General features: G+C 39.8%; 22 protein-coding genes. 5 read left to right on the forward strand and 17 right to left on the reverse strand.

Features of this window, described 5'->3' with window-relative positions:
* Positions 1–61: 61 nt before the first annotated feature.
* The 6 genes from FFM63_RS01220 to obgE form a co-directional block, all read right to left on the reverse strand.
* Positions 62–490, reverse strand: coding sequence for a LapA family protein (locus tag FFM63_RS01220; protein WP_137608522.1), 429 nt, complete (start codon positions 488–490; stop codon positions 62–64).
* Positions 491–499: 9 nt separating this feature from the next.
* Positions 500–1,288 carry an SDR family NAD(P)-dependent oxidoreductase gene (locus tag FFM63_RS01225; RefSeq protein WP_137608523.1) on the reverse strand — a complete coding sequence of 263 codons (789 nt, stop codon included), beginning with the start codon at positions 1,286–1,288 and terminating at the stop codon, positions 500–502.
* 55 nt (positions 1,289–1,343) lie between these two features.
* Positions 1,344–2,267 (reverse strand): ribonuclease Z, encoded by a 924-nt coding sequence (gene rnz, locus FFM63_RS01230; RefSeq protein ID WP_137608524.1) that lies wholly within the window; start codon positions 2,265–2,267, stop codon positions 1,344–1,346.
* 77 nt (positions 2,268–2,344) lie between these two features.
* Positions 2,345–2,887 carry a DUF456 domain-containing protein gene (locus FFM63_RS01235; protein WP_137608525.1) on the reverse strand — a complete coding sequence of 181 codons (543 nt, stop codon included), beginning with the start codon at positions 2,885–2,887 and terminating at the stop codon, positions 2,345–2,347.
* A gap of 123 nt (positions 2,888–3,010) precedes the next feature.
* A complete protein-coding gene (locus FFM63_RS01240) occupies positions 3,011–3,742 on the reverse strand; it encodes a winged helix-turn-helix domain-containing protein (protein ID WP_137608526.1) in 732 nt (243 codons plus the stop codon).
* A gap of 625 nt (positions 3,743–4,367) precedes the next feature.
* Positions 4,368–5,681, reverse strand: a complete 1,314-nt coding sequence (gene obgE, locus FFM63_RS01245) for a GTPase ObgE (protein WP_137608527.1) — start codon at positions 5,679–5,681, stop codon at positions 4,368–4,370.
* A gap of 258 nt (positions 5,682–5,939) precedes the next feature.
* On the opposite strand from obgE, the gene gap reads away from it, so the two are divergent.
* Together gap and FFM63_RS01255 are read left to right on the forward strand one after the other, a co-directional pair.
* Positions 5,940–6,950 (forward strand): type I glyceraldehyde-3-phosphate dehydrogenase, encoded by a 1,011-nt coding sequence (gene gap / locus FFM63_RS01250; RefSeq protein WP_137608528.1) that lies wholly within the window; start codon positions 5,940–5,942, stop codon positions 6,948–6,950.
* 259 nt (positions 6,951–7,209) lie between these two features.
* Positions 7,210–7,959: a peptidylprolyl isomerase gene (locus FFM63_RS01255; protein WP_137608529.1), complete on the forward strand. Its 750-nt coding sequence runs from the start codon at positions 7,210–7,212 to the stop codon at positions 7,957–7,959.
* Between the two features lie 49 nt (positions 7,960–8,008).
* Here FFM63_RS01255 and fabZ read toward each other — a convergent pair whose 3' ends face one another.
* Complete coding sequence (fabZ, locus tag FFM63_RS01260; protein ID WP_137608530.1) at positions 8,009–8,458, reverse strand: 3-hydroxyacyl-ACP dehydratase FabZ; 450 nt, start codon at positions 8,456–8,458, stop codon at positions 8,009–8,011.
* A 159-nt stretch (positions 8,459–8,617) separates the two neighbouring features.
* Between fabZ and fabI the strand changes: the two genes are divergently transcribed.
* Entirely contained in the window at positions 8,618–9,373 is a 756-nt protein-coding gene (fabI, locus tag FFM63_RS01265; protein ID WP_137608531.1) for an enoyl-ACP reductase FabI, read from the forward strand.
* Between the two features lie 126 nt (positions 9,374–9,499).
* On the opposite strand, the gene FFM63_RS01270 is transcribed toward fabI, so the two are convergent.
* A complete protein-coding gene (locus tag FFM63_RS01270; protein ID WP_137608532.1) occupies positions 9,500–10,513 on the reverse strand; it encodes a branched-chain amino acid aminotransferase in 1,014 nt (337 codons plus the stop codon).
* A gap of 157 nt (positions 10,514–10,670) precedes the next feature.
* Between FFM63_RS01270 and FFM63_RS01275 the strand changes: the two genes are divergently transcribed.
* Entirely contained in the window at positions 10,671–11,585 is a 915-nt protein-coding gene (locus tag FFM63_RS01275; RefSeq protein WP_137608533.1) for a mechanosensitive ion channel family protein, read from the forward strand.
* Between the two features lie 118 nt (positions 11,586–11,703).
* Here FFM63_RS01275 and rpsN read toward each other — a convergent pair whose 3' ends face one another.
* From rpsN to racE, 5 genes are all read right to left on the reverse strand, one after another.
* A complete protein-coding gene (rpsN, locus tag FFM63_RS01280) occupies positions 11,704–11,973 on the reverse strand; it encodes a 30S ribosomal protein S14 (protein ID WP_137608534.1) in 270 nt (89 codons plus the stop codon).
* A 194-nt stretch (positions 11,974–12,167) separates the two neighbouring features.
* The gene (gene cbpB, locus FFM63_RS01285; protein WP_137608535.1) at positions 12,168–12,656 is read right to left on the reverse strand and encodes a cyclic-di-AMP-binding protein CbpB; all 489 of its coding nucleotides are present in this window, start codon (positions 12,654–12,656) and stop codon (positions 12,168–12,170) included.
* Between the two features lie 91 nt (positions 12,657–12,747).
* Positions 12,748–13,260: a metallophosphoesterase gene (locus FFM63_RS01290; protein ID WP_137608536.1), complete on the reverse strand. Its 513-nt coding sequence runs from the start codon at positions 13,258–13,260 to the stop codon at positions 12,748–12,750.
* A complete protein-coding gene (gene rph / locus FFM63_RS01295) occupies positions 13,257–14,597 on the reverse strand; it encodes a ribonuclease PH (RefSeq protein ID WP_137608537.1) in 1,341 nt (446 codons plus the stop codon). The genes FFM63_RS01290 and rph overlap by 4 nt, the downstream gene beginning before the upstream one ends.
* Positions 14,597–15,409 (reverse strand): glutamate racemase, encoded by an 813-nt coding sequence (gene racE / locus FFM63_RS01300; protein WP_137608538.1) that lies wholly within the window; start codon positions 15,407–15,409, stop codon positions 14,597–14,599. The genes rph and racE overlap by 1 nt, the downstream gene beginning before the upstream one ends.
* 150 nt (positions 15,410–15,559) lie before the next feature.
* Here racE and FFM63_RS01305 point away from each other — a divergent pair, with 150 nt between their 5' ends.
* Positions 15,560–15,775: a hypothetical protein gene (locus FFM63_RS01305; RefSeq protein WP_137608539.1), complete on the forward strand. Its 216-nt coding sequence runs from the start codon at positions 15,560–15,562 to the stop codon at positions 15,773–15,775.
* A gap of 102 nt (positions 15,776–15,877) precedes the next feature.
* Here FFM63_RS01305 and FFM63_RS01310 read toward each other — a convergent pair whose 3' ends face one another.
* The 4 genes from FFM63_RS01310 to FFM63_RS01325 are packed head-to-tail and all read right to left on the reverse strand — an operon-like array spanning position 15,878 to position 18,773.
* Positions 15,878–16,528 carry an amino acid ABC transporter permease gene (locus tag FFM63_RS01310; protein WP_137608540.1) on the reverse strand — a complete coding sequence of 217 codons (651 nt, stop codon included), beginning with the start codon at positions 16,526–16,528 and terminating at the stop codon, positions 15,878–15,880.
* Between the two features lie 19 nt (positions 16,529–16,547).
* Entirely contained in the window at positions 16,548–17,192 is a 645-nt protein-coding gene (locus FFM63_RS01315; RefSeq protein WP_137608541.1) for an amino acid ABC transporter permease, read from the reverse strand.
* Positions 17,192–18,025, reverse strand: a complete 834-nt coding sequence (locus FFM63_RS01320) for a transporter substrate-binding domain-containing protein (RefSeq protein ID WP_137608542.1) — start codon at positions 18,023–18,025, stop codon at positions 17,192–17,194. Before FFM63_RS01320 ends, FFM63_RS01315 begins: the two co-directional genes overlap by 1 nt.
* 10 nt (positions 18,026–18,035) lie before the next feature.
* Positions 18,036–18,773, reverse strand: a complete 738-nt coding sequence (locus tag FFM63_RS01325) for an amino acid ABC transporter ATP-binding protein (protein ID WP_137608543.1) — start codon at positions 18,771–18,773, stop codon at positions 18,036–18,038.
* Positions 18,774–18,948 lie beyond the last annotated feature (175 nt).

Raw genomic sequence — 18,948 nt, forward strand, 5'->3', positions numbered from 1 at the left:
CAAAAAAGAATCAGACAAGAAAGAGAAGAAGACTTTAGTTTTTCAACTAAAGTCTTCTTGATTAATCATAATAATCGATTGGCTGATCGTCGCGCTTTTCAGCTTGTGCATTTTTATTTTCAGCTAAAGCTTGATCTTTTTCTTTTAGAAGACTTTCGTAGTTTGCCTTCAGCATTGCGATTTCGTTTTCTTGTTCGCGCTGAAAAGCCGCCTTTTCTTCTGCCAGTTTTTGTTCATTATTTGTTTCGTAACTTTGAATCGTCTCTTTTAGGTGTTTGATCTCTTTACGCTGTTGGAAAAGCGTCGCGCCTGAGGTTAGGAAAACGACCAGTGCTCCTATCAACGCTGAACCCACGATAACTAAAACCAGCGACAGATAGATTTTCTTGATCAAAAAATTGACTGGGACTTCCTGATTATTGGAAAGCGCAAAGATGACGATCAATAAGACTAAAATAAAGCCTAAAAAGACCTTCCATTGTTTTTTCATTTTGCTTTCCTACTTTCTATTGAATAGTCCGCCAGCTAAAAAGTCTCCAATATGCGGGAACAATCCATAAAAGCGGCTGGCACCTTCCATAATGATTGGTCGATTGATCTCACGAGTGGGTCTCCCCATTTTATTGACGATCGTTTTCGCTAATTTTTGCGGATCTAAAACGATTCCGCCTAAATTTTCCAGATAACTGCCGCTTGGATCGGCTTTGTCAAAGAATTCCGTAGCGATTGGTCCTGGATTGATCGTTGTTACATAGACATTGGCTGGCCGCAATTCAAGCCGCAGCGCATTTGAAAAACCAAGGACTGCAAATTTTGTCGCAGAATAAACCGTCGATTTCGGCGTGGCCATTTTCCCAGCCATTGATGCTACGTTAAAGATATGCCCTTGTTGATTATCGACCATCGAGATCGCGATTTTTTGTGTGAAATACATCATCCCCAAAACGTTCACATCAAACATTTTCTTGGCGACTGCTAAATCAAACGAGACGAAATCATCAAACAAACCAAAACCGGCATTGTTTACTAAAACATCTACTTCACCGACTTCATCCGCGATTTTTTCAATCACTGATTCCACGCTATCTGGATCAGCAATGTCTAACTGGAAGGCAAAGGCTGCTTTACCGCTCAACTCGCTGCAGCGTTCTTTTACTTGGCCGATCAGGTTGATTCGGCGAGCACAAGTTACCACGATTGCTCCGCGTTTAGCAGCTTCATAACAAATTTGTTCGCCTAAACCGGCAGAACTGCCAGTCACGACGACTACTTTATCTGTTAAATCCATTGAATCTCCCTCTTTCTATAAAACGTATCTTTTTTCAAAAAGTTATTTGCTCTTTTTATGAAAATGGAATATCGATACTATCAAAATCTTTGGCAACTTGTGTATTCGGAAAGATTTCTTTGGCTTCTTCTTCCAATTCTTTCGCTTCTTTGGCTAAATACCTCGCTGAGATATGTGTCAGCATCAGTTTTTTCGCCTTCGCCTCTTTTGCGATCAACGCGGCTTGCTGCGTTGTAGTATGGAAATACGCCCGCGCAAGTTTTGCTTCGTTTTTATTAAAAGTACTTTCATGGACGATCACGTCGCTGTCTTTCGCAAATTGACTAGACTTGTTCATAAAGCGAGTATCTCCAAAGATCGTCACTACTCGACCTTTTTTACTGGTGCCTACAAAGTCTTTTCCGTCGATTACTCGTCCATCTGACAGCGTAACTTTTTGACCTTGTTTTATTTTCCCGTAGATTGGTCCGGCAGGTATGCCTAATACCGCTAGTTTGTCCACTTGCAGCATCCCTTCATGGTCTGCTTCACTTACTCGAAATCCATAACTGTCGACACCGTGATCCAACAGCATGCACTCCACTGTAAACTGTTTATCTTTAAATATGACACCTTCACTTAATTCGATAAATTGCAGCGGATAAGCTAGATGTGTTTTAGTCACCTGTAATGACGTGCGCACATATTTTTCCAGTCCGGCAGGGCCATATATTTCAACTGGCTCTTCTCCCCCTTGGAAAGAACGGCTGCTCAATAAACCGGGCAAGCCGAAGATATGATCACCATGTAAATGAGAAATAAAAATTTTCTCGATTTTACGAGGTCTAATCGTTGTTCGTAAAATTTGCATCTGGGTTCCTTCACCGCAATCAAACAGCCAAATTGCATTACGTTCATCTAACAATTTTAGTGCGAGACCACTGACGTTTCGATGCTTTGCCGGTACCCCTGCACCCGTTCCTAAAAATTCTAATTCCATAATTCTCCTGACTTTCTATCAAATTAATTTTATTCTAGAAGAAAGTCTTGTTCAGTGCAATCTAAATAAAGAAATTTTTATTCCTCTTTTGAATTGTCTTTGTCTGTTTCTTGAGAGGATTTTGCGATTTCCTGAGTCTTCTTCACGTCAGCTTCTACTTCTTCATAGTCAAGACGAGTGATTTCTCCGCCTAATTCCATCATGATCAGCTGATTCAAAGGTCGATTGTCTTCTTCCTCAGCAATTAGCAATAATGCAGTGTCACCTTCGCCGATTTTATCAATCAAGAATTCAAAAACACCGGTCGCATCCCGAACTTCCTTTGCATCTTGAGTTGCGCCGATCATTCCGCCGGTGAACCAACCTAATAAGATCCCGATTGGTCCTCCAAGGATCCCGACTAACATGCCGATCAACCCACCAGCTGAACTTTTATTGCTGCCAGTAAAATCTAAAAAATCTTCAATTTCAAATTTATGTTCCCCATCATCTGAATGATGAACGATAGCCATTTGTTCACCCTTGAAAGCTTTGCTCAGATGCAAGCGTTTTGCCTTTGAAAATGCTTCATAGGCTTTTGACTCTACATCAAAGTTCATGATTATCACACGTTTTTCCATTGAAATTCACTCCCTTTTTCTATTAACCTTAGTGTAGCAATAAATAGCCGTTTTTGAAAATAGAACGAGTTTGCTGCTTCGATCGTCTAAATAATCGTCTAAATATACGATAAAAACCGGGAATTAATTCCCGGTTTTTATTTCTTCCATAATTCGATCATCTACAACATAGTGATCAAAGAATACTTTCGATAACTGATAACCCTCGCCCCAATTTGTGCGAATGACATCATATTCTACACCATCGATCTTCAGTTTGTTCCGCAAATGTTTGATGATCGTAGATAAACGTGTCATATGACTGGCCGAATCACTGTCCCCCCAAATTTTTATTGCTAGATCATTTCGACTGATTGGTGCTTCTTTAGTTGAAATCAACGTACTCAACATCTCCCGTTCAGAACGAGTTAGATTCCATAATGGAATTGGACGTTTTTCCTGCACATTTTCTGCTTGCTGTGTCGTTCCAAAACTGATTGAATAGCTGGATTCTTTCAATGTTCGCTCAGCAAGTTTTTCCCGTAATCCACTAAGCGACTCCTCTTCAAGCAGCCATTCATCCACACCGCGTGCTTCCCACTCTGTTTTTTCTTCTTTTGAAGGCATTTGATCTGTTTGACGAAGAATAGTGAAATTTTCACCGACTTCTTCCAAAATAATTGTCAATTCTTGGTCAGAAATCGTTTCGCTAGCGATCAAAACATTGAAAAAGCTCATGACTTCCAATGGTACTTGCTTTGCCTGAAGCATCGTTAATAATTTTTCAGAACTTAAAACTTCAATATTTAAACGTTGTAATTTTTCAACCAATGGTCGTTCAACTAAAATATTATGTGTCAAAATCAATACTTGCATCAAATTATTCCCCTTTTTATTATTAAGAATAAATTTCCAACGAGTATTCTTGGAAAGTTTTATTAATTAATAATATATTCATTTTTTAACATAATGTAAGTTTACACTGAGATTCCTTCTGGCGCTACCAAAAAGCTTATAATTCAGTAAGTCAAATTAGAAATATCGCTAAATTTATTGGGTTTAAAAAACTTTTTCTAACTAAAAGAACTCAATTATCATTTTAAAAAAACATTTTCTCAATTATTTAGGTGGTTTTAGGACATATAACATATATAATCTTTCAGCAGTTTTTATTAACAAAATATATTTATTCCCGCTACTTTGATTATTTTTCCGCTTATTGAAGGACTTTTAAGCTTGATTTTATTTATGTTGCTTTCTATCTTCTAAAATACGTTCGTGTCTCGAAAAATAGGTAGTTAGCTAGTTACCATTGATTAGGCATAAAAAAACAGATGCTGCTAACAATAAAATAACACCGTTTCTCATTCATCTATTATCACTTAAGATTTTCCCTCAAAAAATTTCTATTAAAAAATTTAATAATTGAATAGACATTTTTAGTATAAAAAAAGAAGCTATGACAAAAAATTTTGTCACAGCCTCATTAAATCAATTATTTTTAGTCAACAAATTCAAATTCAAACTTATCGATTCGAACAAGATCGCCGTCTTTGGCCCCGCGAGCGCGTAACGCTTCATCGACTCCCATAGAGCGAAGTTGCCGCGCAAAGCGCATAACCGTTTCGTCGTGATCGAAATTTGTCATTTTGAAGAGTTTCTCTAATTTTTCTCCGCCAAGTACCCAAGTAGCATCAGGTTCTCGAGTAATCGTAAATTCTGGTTCGTTTGATTGGAAGCCGTAGTTGACTGTGTCTTCTTCGATTTCTTCATCATATAATAAGAATTCCGGCGTTACATCTAATAAGTCCGCAGCTGCGTTCAAAAGATTATCCAAGCCTTGTTTTGTGATCGCTGAGATTGCAAAAACTGGAATGTCGTCAGCAAACTCGTCTTCTTTATCCTTTTGCAATGCTTCTTTGAATTTTTTCAAATTCTCCTCGGCATTTGGCATATCCATTTTGTTAGCAACGATAATTTGCGGACGTTCTAATAAGCGTAAGTTATGCGAACCTAATTCTTTATTGATCGCTTGATAATCCTCGTAAGGATCGCGTCCTTCCATTCCACTCATATCGATCACGTGAAGAATAACCCGTGTGCGTTCGATGTGCCGCAAAAATTGGGTACCTAAACCGACACCTTGAGAAGCGCCTTCGATCAAACCAGGCAGATCGGCTGCCGCAAAACTCCTGCCATCACTCGTCGTTACCATTCCTAAATTAGGAACTAATGTAGTGAAGTGATACGCTCCGATTTTAGGACGGGCAGAAGAAATTACTGAAAGAATGGTTGATTTCCCAACAGATGGAAAACCGACTAAACCAACATCTGCTAAGACTTTTAATTCCAATTCAATGTTCCGCTCTTGACCCGGCTCCCCATTTTCGGCTAATTCAGGTGCTGGGTTTCTCGGTGAGGCAAAACGGGTATTCCCGCGTCCGCCGCGTCCGCCGTGTGCAACGATCAACTCTTGACCATTTTCAATTAAATCTCCAATCAGAGTGCCTGTATCGGCATCACGAACAGTTGTACCCGGAGGGACGCTGACATAGGTATCTTCAGCACCACGTCCGTGCATTCCCTTGCTCATCCCATTTTCACCAGGAGTAGCTCTAAAGTGGCGATTGTAGCGAAAATCCATCAATGTACGTAATCCTTCATCGACTACTAAAACAACATCGCCTCCGCGTCCGCCGTCGCCTCCGGCTGGTCCGCCGTCTGGTACATACTTTTCGCGACGAAAAGCTACCATTCCATCTCCGCCTTTACCGGCTTTGATATCGATTGTTACTTGATCTAAAAACATGGACATCTTAGTGTCCTCCTTATCTCTTTGTTCTATTGACTACTGAATCTCCACACTAAACAAAGTCTCATATATTGTAGCTAGATTAATCAAAAATGTCCATTCTTATTGATGGAAGCTTATAAAAAAATTGTTAGATACACACTTACTTGCTGATAATTGTTTCTCAGGTAATATCTTTTGACAAAAAAATTGAAGCGTTGCACAATTAAAAATGTAAGGCGTCAAGCTTTGCCTGATATAAAAAAGGAGGAACTTTTGGTTATGACAGTAAAAGTAGGTATTAACGGATTTGGACGTATTGGTCGTTTAGCTTTCCGTCGGATTAAAGAAGTCTCTGACGATATTGAAGTAGTAGCAATCAACGACTTGACTAGTCCGACAATGTTGGCACAATTATTGCAATTTGATTCAACACATGGCACCTATCCCGGCACCGTTACTGCAACAGAAGATTCAATCGTTGTTGATGGCGAAAAAACTCGTGTATACGCTGAACCAGATGCAAGCAAGATTCCTTGGGCTAAAGAAAACGGGGTCGATATCGTCCTTGAATGTACTGGTTTTTACACCTCAGAAGAAAAAGCAAAAGCGCACTTAGATGCTGGTGTTGAACGGGTCGTGATCTCAGCTCCTGCTGGACAAATGAAAACGATCGTTTACAACGTCAACGATGATACTTTAGATTCAAATGATAAAATTATTTCCGCTGGTTCTTGTACAACAAACTGCTTAGCTCCAATGGCTTATTTCTTAAATAAAGAATTTGGTGTGGAAGTTGGAACGATGACGACCGTTCACGCGTATACGTCAACCCAAATGTTGTTAGATGGCCCAGTTAAAGGCGGTAATTTACGTGCTGCCCGTTCTGCTGCTGACAATACGATCCCACATTCAACTGGCGCAGCCAAAGCAATCGGTTTAGTTATTCCAGAATTACAGGGGAAACTGCAAGGCCATGCTCAACGTGTACCCGTTGTAGACGGCTCATTGACTGAGTTGGTTTCAATCCTTAAAACAAAAGTAACTGCTGATCAAGTCAACGAAGCGATCAAAAAACACACCGTTGACAATCCATCATTTGGTTATGATGATCGCGAAATTGTTTCAGGTGACGTTATCGGAACGACGCAAGGTTCGATCTTTGACCCTACGCAAACCGAAGTTACTTCAGCCGGCGACTATCAATTAGTTAAAACAGTTGCTTGGTATGACAACGAATACGGTTTTACTTGCCAAATGATTCGTTTATTAGAAAAATTTGCTAACTTGTAAGAGCTAGCTCGATCCTAAAGAAGTTGTGACAAGAATTTTGTCGCAACTTCTTTTTTGTCGTCTCGTCTAAAAATTCCAAATCAGAAATAACTTTATAGCGAACTGTCTAAAATCAGTTAGACGGTACCCTTCTCTCATTATCCGATCTTCGTAGTTTCTCTTTAATAGGTCTCAAAACAAAAAGTCAAATTTTTTTCATAGGAACACTGTTAAAAATTTGTTATCATGAGGATGACACTAAGTTTAAAAGGAGACTATTATGCATTACAAAAAATTGATGATCGGCGCAAGCTTAATGGTAGCGCTCGGATTATTCGCTGCCTGCAGCGGGGATAATTCAACCAAAGAAACGACGGAAAGCAGCACCAAAACAACGGAATCCAGTGTGGATTTAAATAAATTAACACTTCCGCAACTTAGTGATGAAGTTGCGGATGATGAATATTTAGTTGAACTTGTTACGACAAAAGGAAGCATCAAAATCAAACTCTTTCCTGAACAAGCACCAAAAGCAGTTGAGAATTTTGTGACTCATGCAAAAGACGGCTACTATAACGACACTACCTTCCACCGCGTGATTCAAGATTTCATGATTCAAGGTGGCGATCCTAAAGGCGACGGTACTGGTGGGGAAAGTATTTGGGAAAAAGGCTTTAAAACAGAAGATTCCAATCAACTTTATAATATTCGCGGCGCGCTTTCGATGGCTCGAGCAGAATCTCGCAGCAGCAACGGCAGTCAATTTTTCATCGTGACAAACAAAGACGATGTCAGTGATGGCTTGCCGATTCAGTATTACCCAGAAAAAATCATCGAACGTTATAAAGATGGGGGCGCCCCTAACCTTGATGGTGAATACACCGTCTTCGGTCAAGTAACAGAAGGCTTAGACATCGTGGATCAAATCGCTAGCGGTGAAGTTGAAGACAACGGCTCCGGCGAAAAATCTACTCCGAAAGATCCAGTCAAAGTTACCGAGATCAAAGTATTGCAAGAACCGAAGAAATAGAAAAAAGAATCAAAATCTCAGCTGGGATTTTGATTCTTTTTTTGTTGAATTATTTTTTCTGCTCTTTATCTCCGACAATAAACGTAAACGTGCATTCTGTGACAACCTGTCCTTCGACTGTTGCCCATGCTTTGGCTGTTCCGACAGGTCCTTTGATTTTTTGGATATCAAAATTCAAAAACAAAGTATCTCCTGGACGCACAAAAGCTAAAAATTTTGCGTCATTGATGCCGCCGATATACGCCGTTTTTCCTTCAAAAGCCGCAGATTTCAAAATTAGCAAGGAACCGGCTTGTGCAAGTGCTTCTACGATTAATGTTCCAGGCATCATCGGTTCTTCCGGGAAATAGCCTTGGAAAAAATCTTCATTCATCGTTAAATTCTTTACTGCTGTAATATGCTTCTCATCCTCAAATTCAGTGACTGCATCTAAATAATAAATCGGAAAACGATTAGGGATCGTTGCCATTATTTCTTCGACATTCATAATTTTTTTCATTTTACACCTCGACGGATATTTTATTTGATTATCAAACTATCATATTCTAATGTTTTAATCAAGGTGTATTATAATAATAAAAAAATAGTTTGACAATCAAAGTTTTTTACAACATAATAAAAGCATATTATTTTATATTATTTAGGAGTGTGTCATCTAATGTCTATTTTAACTGGGAAAAAAATTATCGTAACCGGCGTAGCAAATAAAAAAAGTATTGCTTGGGGATGTGCGAAAGCTATCACCGCTCAAGGCGCTGAGATTATTTACACGTATCAAAATGATCGGATGAAAAAAAACTTGATCAAATTAGTCGGCGAAGATGCTTCGATGGTAGAACTCGATGTAGCTAGCGACGAAAAAATAGCGGCCGCTTTTGCTTCTATTAAAGAAACATTCGGTACGATTGACGGCTTAGTCCATTCAATTGCTTTTGCCAACAAAGAAGAACTATCCGGCAACGTAACGGCAATTACTCGCGACGGTTTCCGATTGGCTCAAGACATCAGCGCGTACTCTTTATTAGCAGTGTCTAGATATGCGGCGCCTCTAATGACTGACGGCGGCAGCATCGTGACGATGACGTACATGGGTTCAGAACGCTCGATTCCTAACTACAATATGATGGGGATCGCTAAAGCTGCTCTAGAAGCTGAAGTTCGTTACTTAGCGACTGAATTGGCACCGCAAAATATTCGTGTGAATGCTATTTCTGCTGGAGCAATCAAAACCTTAGCGGTAACTGGCGTGAAAGATTATCAATCACTGTTGAATTTATCTGAAGAACGCACACCGGATAAAGTCGGTGTCACGATTGAAGAAGTTGGGAACTCTTGCGCCTTCTTGCTTAGCCCTTTAGCGACTGGTATCATCGGCGATATTATTTATGTTGATAAAGGAGTTCATTTGAGTTAGTTTTATTTAGCCAATCTTCTTTATCGATTCACTGCAAAAAGCCGCTCATTCGAGCGGCTTTTTTAATAGATTTAAAAATGGATCACTATTCAATAAAACGGCGAAAAATATTTATTAAACGAACGATTAGACTTCAAATATCCAGCCTTCGGGCCCTGTTACATCCCCAACTTGAATCCCAACGAGTTCATCGTATAATTTTTGGGTAACTGGGCCAGTCTCAGTCTCACTGTAAAAAACATGGAAATCGTCGTTGATTTGTACTCCGGCAATTGGTGTAATGACAGCAGCCGTTCCACAAGCCCCAGCTTCAGCAAATTTGTCCAACTCGTCTAAGTAGACATCTCCTTCGATCGCTTCCATCCCGAATCGTTCTTTTGCCAAATGCAATAACGAATATTTTGTGATACTTGGCAAGATCGACGGTGACTTAGGTGTAATAAATTGATTGTCATGTGTGATCCCAAAAAAGTTTGCTGAGCCGACTTCTTCGATTTTTTTGTGTGTTGCCGGATCCAAATAAATACAGTCGGAAAAGTTTCGATCATGAGCAATTTGTCCTGGCAATAGACTTGCTGCATAATTTCCGCCTGCTTTAGCAGCACCCGTCCCATAAGGTGCTGCCCGATCATACTCTGAGACAATAAAATTACTTGGCGTCATTCCACCTTTGAAATATGGACCGACCGGCATGCAAAAGACGCTGAATAAGTATTCTGGTGCTGGTGAGACGCCGATATTAGGACCGACTCCAATTAAATATGGTCGTAAATATAAGGTTGCTCCTGTCCCATAAGGCGGTACATATTCTTGATTCGCACGTACAACTTGCTTGACCGCGTCGATAAATTTATCTTCTGGAACTTCCGGCATTTGTAAACGTTCTGCACTTTTATTCAAACGTTTTGAGTTTTCATCGGGTCTAAATAAGTTGATTCCTCCATCTTTGCGACGATAAGCTTTCAACCCCTCAAAGCATTCTTGACCGTAATGGAGACAAGTAGAGCCTTCATTAATGGTGATTGTATTCTCCTCTGTCAACGTCCCTTCATCCCATTGACCGTCTTTCCAATGAGAAATATAGCGGAAAGGTGTTTTGATATAATTAAAACCTAATTCTTCCCATTTTATATTCACCATTTTATCATCTCCTTCTTATTTAAAAGATAGTCTATCACTTTCTTTCGCTGTTGTCATGAATTTTTTCAATTTTAAGAAAATTATGACTTTAAAGTCTTTTATCGACAGAAACAGGAAAGATTGTTAAACTATCTCTATCAATCTATAGGAGTGGCTTATGTTTTTACTTACAACACAAACAGTAGATTCCAGTGATACAACTGTAGTCGATCAAGCAACGGAACAACTATCAGCTTGGCAAAAATATTGGCAGTCGATCGACTGGGACCACGTCTTTTCGATCATGATCCAAAAAGGTTTGACACTTTTAGCTGTCTTAGTTTTGTTTTATCTGATTCGTAAGATCGGAAGTTTCTTGATCAATCAATCTTTTGAGCGGCAAAAGAAAAAAGTGGCCAACAACGCGACTAGGATCGAGACAATCCATGCGTTATCTTTGAATATTTTTTCTTATACACTGTTCTTCTTCTTTCTTTATTCGATTTTAGATACGATCGGTATTCCAGTAGGATCGCTTTTAGCCGGGGCTGGGATCGCCGGGATCGCCATTGGTTTAGGTGCGCAAGGTTTTACAAATGATATCATTACTGGTTTTTTCATTATCATGGAACAACAAATCGATGTCGGTGATTATATTCGACTGACCGATTTGCAAATCGAAGGAACTGTAACTTCAGTCGGTATTCGAATGCTGCAAATGAAATCTGCTGACGGAACCGTCCATTTCATTCCTAATCGAAACATCACTACTATCAGCAATCTGTCTCGAGCGCATATGCAAGTCAAAGTAGACGTGCGCATCCAGCCAGACGAAGGCTATGATAAAATCAGCAGCTTGATCGATGAAACCAATCAAAAACTTGCTGCGGACTTTAAAGATGAGATTTTTGATGGTCCGACACTTTTCGGAATGGTCGACCTAGGAAATAGCAACTATGCGATTCGAACGATTTTGTATGTAACTAATGGAAAACAATACAAGGTGAAAGAAGAATTCTTGACAGCTTATGTAAAAATTTTGCATGAAAACAACTTCACCATTCCAAATAATCCAATCTCACTTGGACAATAAAGATCCATTCTCTAAAGAAAGTTAGCCATAAAAAACCGAGCAGCAAAAATTAGATCTTCAGTCTAATCTTTGCTGCTCGGTTTATTTTTTAAAAGAATATTGTGGATTGAGCCAGTTTTTACCAGCTGGCTTTTTTTATGCCGGGAATTTGACCTTTATGAGCAAGTTCACGAAACTTGATTCGCGACATCCCAAATTTCCGCATATATCCTCTTGGCCGGCCATCGATTTGATCGCGGCGTTTCAGCCGATTAGGATTTGAGTCTCGTGGTAGTTTTGCTAAGCTTTCGTAGTCTCCCGCAGCTTTTAAGGTAGCGCGTTGATCTGCATATCGTTCGATCAAAGCTTGCTGCTTCTGCATTTTAATAATTTTTGCTTTTTTTGCCATAGATTTTCTCCTGTTCCTTTTTTTATTTAATCGAGCTTAATCGTAATGATTCTTATTTAAACACTTGCTAAAAATAGCATGACGCTCATTTAAAGTCAATTAACTATGCTTATTGCGATCCTTTACCAACAAGGACTAGCCAGCAAAATTTTTTCTATAGTCAAAAAAAGAGACCCTGTTAGGATCTCTTTTCGTTATCTAGATGAATTTGCATGAAAAATCAATTTTGTCTCGTGATTTTTTCGTTCAAATGTGTGAAAGGTATAATTCACTGCTTTTAAGATCTCTCTGCGCGTCATAATGCCACGGAACACGCCGTCTTTATCTAGCACAGGTAAGAAAGCCGCGTCTACTAGTAAATGCAATACGTCTTCTAACTCCGCATCTAAACGCATCACCGGTACATCCGTCTTCATAACGTCTGCTACTGTCAGCTCTTCTAAATTGGATGTATCAATACCATTGATCCCCAACATTCTTTTTACAATATCATTCAAGCTCAATAAACCAACAAAATGATCTTCTCTATCTAAAACCGGAATTGTTGAATAACCAGCTTGAGACAACAGCAGCAAAGCGTGCTCTAAAGGATGCTCCTTTATCACATTTGCAACATTTTCTGCTGGGATCATCATGGTATCTTCATGTTCCCTCATTAATTGTTCAATCGCGGGACTAATCATACGATGCCTCCATTCTAATATCCTCATTTCATTTTACCTTATCAGCAAAAAGAAAGCGCTATTTACTCGAATATTTAATAAAAATTAGGAACTAACGTTCAAAATCCGCCACTAATTCTTCGATCGGTTGATGGGACCGATTATAAAATTGAACGTGATAACTTTTATTTTCGCTGTCGATGATCGCATAACTAGGAATTTGTACAGGACCACGAGGCTGAGAAATACTTCCCGGGTTCACAAATAAGATATTCTTATCATATTCAGCTACCGCCTGATGGATATGTCCAAATAAAGCGATATTTGCGCCAACTTCTTGCGCGCGAATGGAAAGCATTGTGAGTCCGAATCGAACATTCGAACGATGACCATGTACCAGATAGATCACATCATCTTCGATCGTAATGATTTGTTCTGCTTTGTAATCAGGATCATAGTCACAGTTTCCAGCGACAACCGTGAAATGGTTCCACAATTCATCATTGGCTTCTAATTCTGAATCTCCGCAATGAAACATTCGATCTACCAGCCCCATATAGCGGTTGACGATTTCTGATAAGATATTCCGATCGCCGTGGTTATCACTAACAACTAAATATTTCATTCGTTTTCCTCCAACCAATTTTTCCAAACTTTTTCTAGTTCTTTGACCGCCAGTGCGCGATGACTGATAAGATTTTTTTCTTCATTTGTCAATTCGGCAGCCGTTTTTTCGTAACTAGGTACGATAAACAACGGATCATACCCAAAACCGTTGTCTCCTTGCGGAATGCGGCCGATCCGCCCCGCCCAGCCCGCTTCAACTACGAGACTGTCTTTTTTAGGTGCTGCAAAAACAAGCGTACAATGAAAATGCGCAGTCCGTTGCTCATCCGGAACCTCTGTCAATTCATGCAATAATTTCGCATTATTGGCTGCATCACTTTTTCGTTCGCCTGCAAAGCGCGCTGAAAAAATGCCGGGCATCCCATTTAACGCCTCTACAACTAGACCAGAATCATCTGCTAAAACTGGTTGTTGCAAGATTTGAGCGATCGTTTCGGCTTTTAAACGGGCGTTTTCTTCAAAAGTTTTACCAGTTTCTTCAACATCAGGCAAGTCAGGGTAATCTAATAGTGTTTTGATTTGATATCCTTCTTTTGAAAATAGTGCTGTAAACTCCCTAGCTTTTCCAGGATTGCGCGTTGCAATCACGATTGTTTTTTCTTCAACTTCGATTGTAGTAAAAAGGGCTTCTTTTTGATAAGCGATCAATTCTTCGATCCCGGCTTTTCCATGTAAGATCAACGCATTCAATTCGCCATCATCAAAAGTCGCTTCCTCACCGGTTCCTTGTATCTCAACAAAGTGGCCAGATTCAGTCATCACCAAATTCATGTCGACTGCTGCCGAAGAATCTTCCAAGTAATCTAAATCGGTAACAACGGTTCCATCAGGCAAGATGCCCACGCTGATTGCAGCTAGATGTTCGTTGATTGGATCTTCTGCTATTTCGCCACTAGCTAATAATTTGTTGATCGCTAAGCGCAAAGCAACAAATCCCCCCGTTATACTCGCTGTCCTAGTCCCGCCGTCAGCCTGGATCACATCACAGTCCACGATGATGCTGCGCTCCCCTAGTTTTTCTAGGTCGATCACAGCGCGCAGCGAACGACCGATTAAGCGTTGGATTTCCATTGTTCGGCCGGTTAGTTTTCCTTTAGCGCTCTCACGGCGATTACGCGTATTCGTGGCTCTTGGCAACATACTATATTCCGCCGTTACCCAGCCAGTCCCGTTGCCGCGTAAAAACGGCGGTACGGAATCTTCTACAGTCGCTGAACAGATCACTTTTGTATCACCAAAAGAGACAACAACTGATCCTTCTGGATGTTTAAAAACATTGGTCTCGATGTTTATCGGTCGTACTTGTTGGACCGCTCTTCCGTCATGTCGCAAAATTATTCTCCTCCTAAATCAATGTGTTCCACATTTAAATCGGTAATATTCAACCATTCACCCGCAATATCTTTAAACATTTTTGGTGATCCTGTTGTATAAAACGTTTTAGCTTTCACAGCCGTTTGTTCATAATTATTTAGATTGAAATAATCTAACAATGTGCTGACATCACTGACCGTTTCTGCTCCAGAGTCGATCAAAGTCACTTGCTGCCCGATCGCATTTTGAATAACCGGACGCAGCAAAGGATAATGTGTGCAGCCTAAGATCAATGTATCCAGTTTTTCTTTTTTGAGCGGCAACAATGTTTGTGAAACGATTTTTTTCGCAACAGAGCTGTTGTACTGATTGCTTTCAACGATCGGCACAAATTTCGGACAAGCCAAACTAGACACATATGTGTATGGTGCCTTCTCATGTAATTCATGCCGATACGAGTCGCTTTTAATCGTCCCTAATGTTCCGATGATCCCCACACGACCTGTATTACTCGCCTTCAATGCTGCTCGTGAGCCTGGTTGAATAACACCGATCACAGGTATATCGACATTTTTTTTGATTTCTTCTAAAGCTACGGCAGTCGCTGTATTGCAAGCGATCACGAGCATCTTAATATTTTTTTTCAATAAAAAACGAGTCATCTGCCAAGTAAACTCAATGATTTGTTCAGCTGGTCGCGGCCCGTATGGACAACGTGCCGTGTCTCCAAGATATAAAATTTCTTCATTTGGCAACTGGCGCAGCGCTTCTTTGACTACAGTCAAACCGCCTACACCAGAGTCAATAAATCCAATCGGTCTTTCATTTGACAAAATGCTCACCCTATCTAGTTCCAAGTATCACCTTATTTTCCACTTTTTAATGAAATTTTTCAAGCCCTAGAACCCCGATCGATAAAAAGCGTTTTCTTTTGAACGAATAATAATCAATGCTACACTTAAATGAAAGAGAGGTGGATTAAAATGGATAAAAAAGAACTGAACGAAAACTTAGGAAAAGTTTCTGCCGGTGATCGCAATCAGGATCCTGCAATAAAAGAAACAGAAGAAAAGAAACAAGCAGCTGAACACGAACCTGGAATATTAGAAAAACTAGGCAAGACACAAGCCGGTGCTGTCTATGAAGATCCTGCGATGAAAGAAACCGAGCGTGAAACAGAAAATGAAAAAGAAGATTAGCAGCTGAACTTAGGAAAATTGTCTCAATAAAGTGATTCCCTAACTGCCTCTTGCTTGATCTTATTAAAAAGTGAGGATCTCTTTGAAGAGGTCCTCACTTTTTTAATAGTTATATTTGCTTGTTTCCAAAAAGCTAGAGACGAGCGATAGTAAGTAACAAACGACAAAGTACATCAAGGTCATCGCGATAAACATCGGAATGACATAATTAGTATTTTGTCCATAAACGATTTTAGCGTTATGCGTCAGTTCCGGTAAAGAAATGATCACTGCTAATGAAGTGTCTTTAATCAAAGAAATCAACTGACTTAAAATAGCTGGCAGCATCGCTTTGAATGCTTGCGGGATAATGATCAATAGCAAGGTTTGAACATAAGTCAAACCAGAAGACATCCCCGCTTCTGTTTGCCCTTTAGGCACAGAATTCAAACCGGCACGGAATATTTCTGACAGCATTGCGGATTCAAAAATCGTCAATGCGGCAACGGCTGCCCAAAAGATATTCAGCTTGATCCCAATTTGCGGCAAAGCAAAGTAGGTGAAGAAAATAATTAGCAACAGCGGCAAGTTTCGAATGATATCGACAATGATTCCTACGATTCGCGAAAGAAACGGGACGTTGCTGTAACGGACAGTTCCTGCGATCCCGCCAAGAATCATACTAAAAATGATTGAGACAATCGACACTTGGATCGTCACCCACAGCCCATCTAAAAGGAAACGCAGATTCATCCATGAAAAAGCTTCACTCATATTCTGTTACTCCTTCCTTTTAGGCTTTCGACCAATGTTTATCTAAATAATTCATTAGATAAGACAGCGGCAGTGTTAAGATCAAATAGAATAATCCGACAATAATATAAGTATCAAAGGTATTGAATGTTGTGCTGGCAATCAGGTCTCCTTGGTACATCAAATCTAGACCTGCGACCATTGCCAAAATGGATGAATTTTTGATCAGATTGATAAACTGATTTCCCAGCGGCGGGATAACGATTTTAAACGCTTGCGGTAAAATAATGTAGCGCATCGTTTCAGCATAAGTAAAGCCAGAAGAAAGACCAGCTTCCATTTGCCCTTTCGGTACAGTCTGGATCCCAGAACGAACCGTTTCGGCAATAAAAGCAGAAGTATAGATTATCAAACCGATCGTTCCAGCTTGAAAGCCGTCAAAACTATAGAAATACATCGGTGCTATGACATAAAAAAACATCACGATAATCAGCAATGGGATATTACGAAAGAAAGCCACATATGCTTTCGCTAAATGACGAACGACCCGATTGTGGGACAGTTGCAAAATCGCCATCAATGTTCCGATAATCAAACTAAAAACTAATGCTAGCAAACTCGCATAGATCGTATATTTGAACCCGCTGACAAAATCAGCTGAAAAAGTTTGGAATAATTGTGTCATTAGAACTGTGCCCCCTTTTCTGCTCGGCCGTCTGCATCTTTAGGGAACCATTTTTCAAAAATTTCATCATAGGTACCGTTGTCATGCATTTTAGACAATGCGTCATTAACCTCTTGCAAGAAGTCGTCTTGGCCTTTGTTGATGGCAATCCCATAAGGTTCGTTTGTAAACGCACCGCCTGCCAATTCATAATTTTTATTTTCTGAAGCCATTCCTAACAAAATGGCGTTATCTGTTGTCATCGCTTGACCTTGGCCTGATTGCAATGCCGTGAATGCTTCGGCATAATTTTCCAGTTCAAGAATCTTTGCATCTGGCGCGTTTTTGCGGATATTGATACTTGAAGTAGATCCTTTGACGGCTAAGACCGTATCATCAGCAGTCAAACTTTTGACATCTTTGATTGGACTCCCTTTTTTAACTAGCAGCGATTGCCCAGCATCAAAATAAATATCAGAAAAATCAACTTGCTCTTTCCGCTCTTCAGTGATCGTCATCGTTGCAATGATCGCATCGATATTTCCATTTTTCAACAATGGAATCCGAGTCTTTGACGTCACTTCGGTAAATTCAGCCTTGCCATCTTTTCCTAAAATTTCTTTAGTGATCGCTTTGGCGATATCAATATCAAAACCTTCAACTTCCCGTGTTTTGATATCCATCATGCCGAATAGACGCGTATCATATTTTACTCCCCATACGATGGTCGGTTCTTCTTTGATACGTTTTGCGATATTTTCATTTGCGACGCTTTTCCCTTTACAGCCGGACAGTACGATCACAACTAGCAGCGGCAAGAATAAAAGGGCGCCTACTTTTTTTATCTTCGACATACGCCGCCTCCTAATGATTGATTACTTTGCTGACAAATTGCTGTGCTCGCTCATCTTCCGGTTTATCAAAGAAGCCTTTGACATCTCGTGTGTCTTCTAACACTTCCCCATTTGCCATGAAAATGATCCGATCCGCTACTTCTTTCGCAAATCCCATCTCATGAGTCACGACGATCATTGACATGCCATCGCGGGCGATTTTTTTCATAACATTCAAGACATCACCGATCATTTCTGGATCTAGCGCAGAAGTCGGCTCATCAAAAAGCAGCAAGTCGGGATTCATCGCTAAACCACGGGCGATGGCAATCCGTTGTTGCTGGCCTCCGGATAACATTGAAGGATATGAATCCTTCTTATCTAACATGTCTACGCGATTTAATAATTTCTCAGCAGTTTTTATCGCTTCTTCAGATGATTGTTTCAAAACTTTGATTGGTGCTAACGTAATATTTTCTAACGCTGTCTTATTAGGATAAAGATTAAAATGTTGAAAGACCATTCCGATATCTTTGCGAATATCTTTCAACTTAACATCTTTGCTATGTAAGTCTTTGTCATTCACCATGAGTTGTCCAGAGGTAATTCCTTCCAGACCATTGATACACCGTAACATTGTACTTTTCCCTGAGCCGGATGGTCCGATGACTACAACGACCTCACCTTTTTCGAAGGTCAAGTTAATATTTTTCAAGGCATGAAACTTCCCATAGTATTTTTCTACATGCTTAAATTCCACCATTGGCATGTTTAACCACCTCTTTTTTCCTTATTATTCTCTAATTATTCCAATGTGGGTCTAATTATATGCTAAATATTTTTACTTTGTAAAGAAAAATACCTGATGTTAGAAAAAAACATTTGAATTGCTTCTGTTTCGATGTAACGTTTCCTTACATATTTACTAGTTACTCTTTCAACAA

Origin of the sequence: Enterococcus pingfangensis (assembly GCF_005405205.1) — a bacterium.
Taxonomy (GTDB): Bacteria; Bacillota; Bacilli; order Lactobacillales; family Enterococcaceae; genus Enterococcus_A; species Enterococcus_A pingfangensis.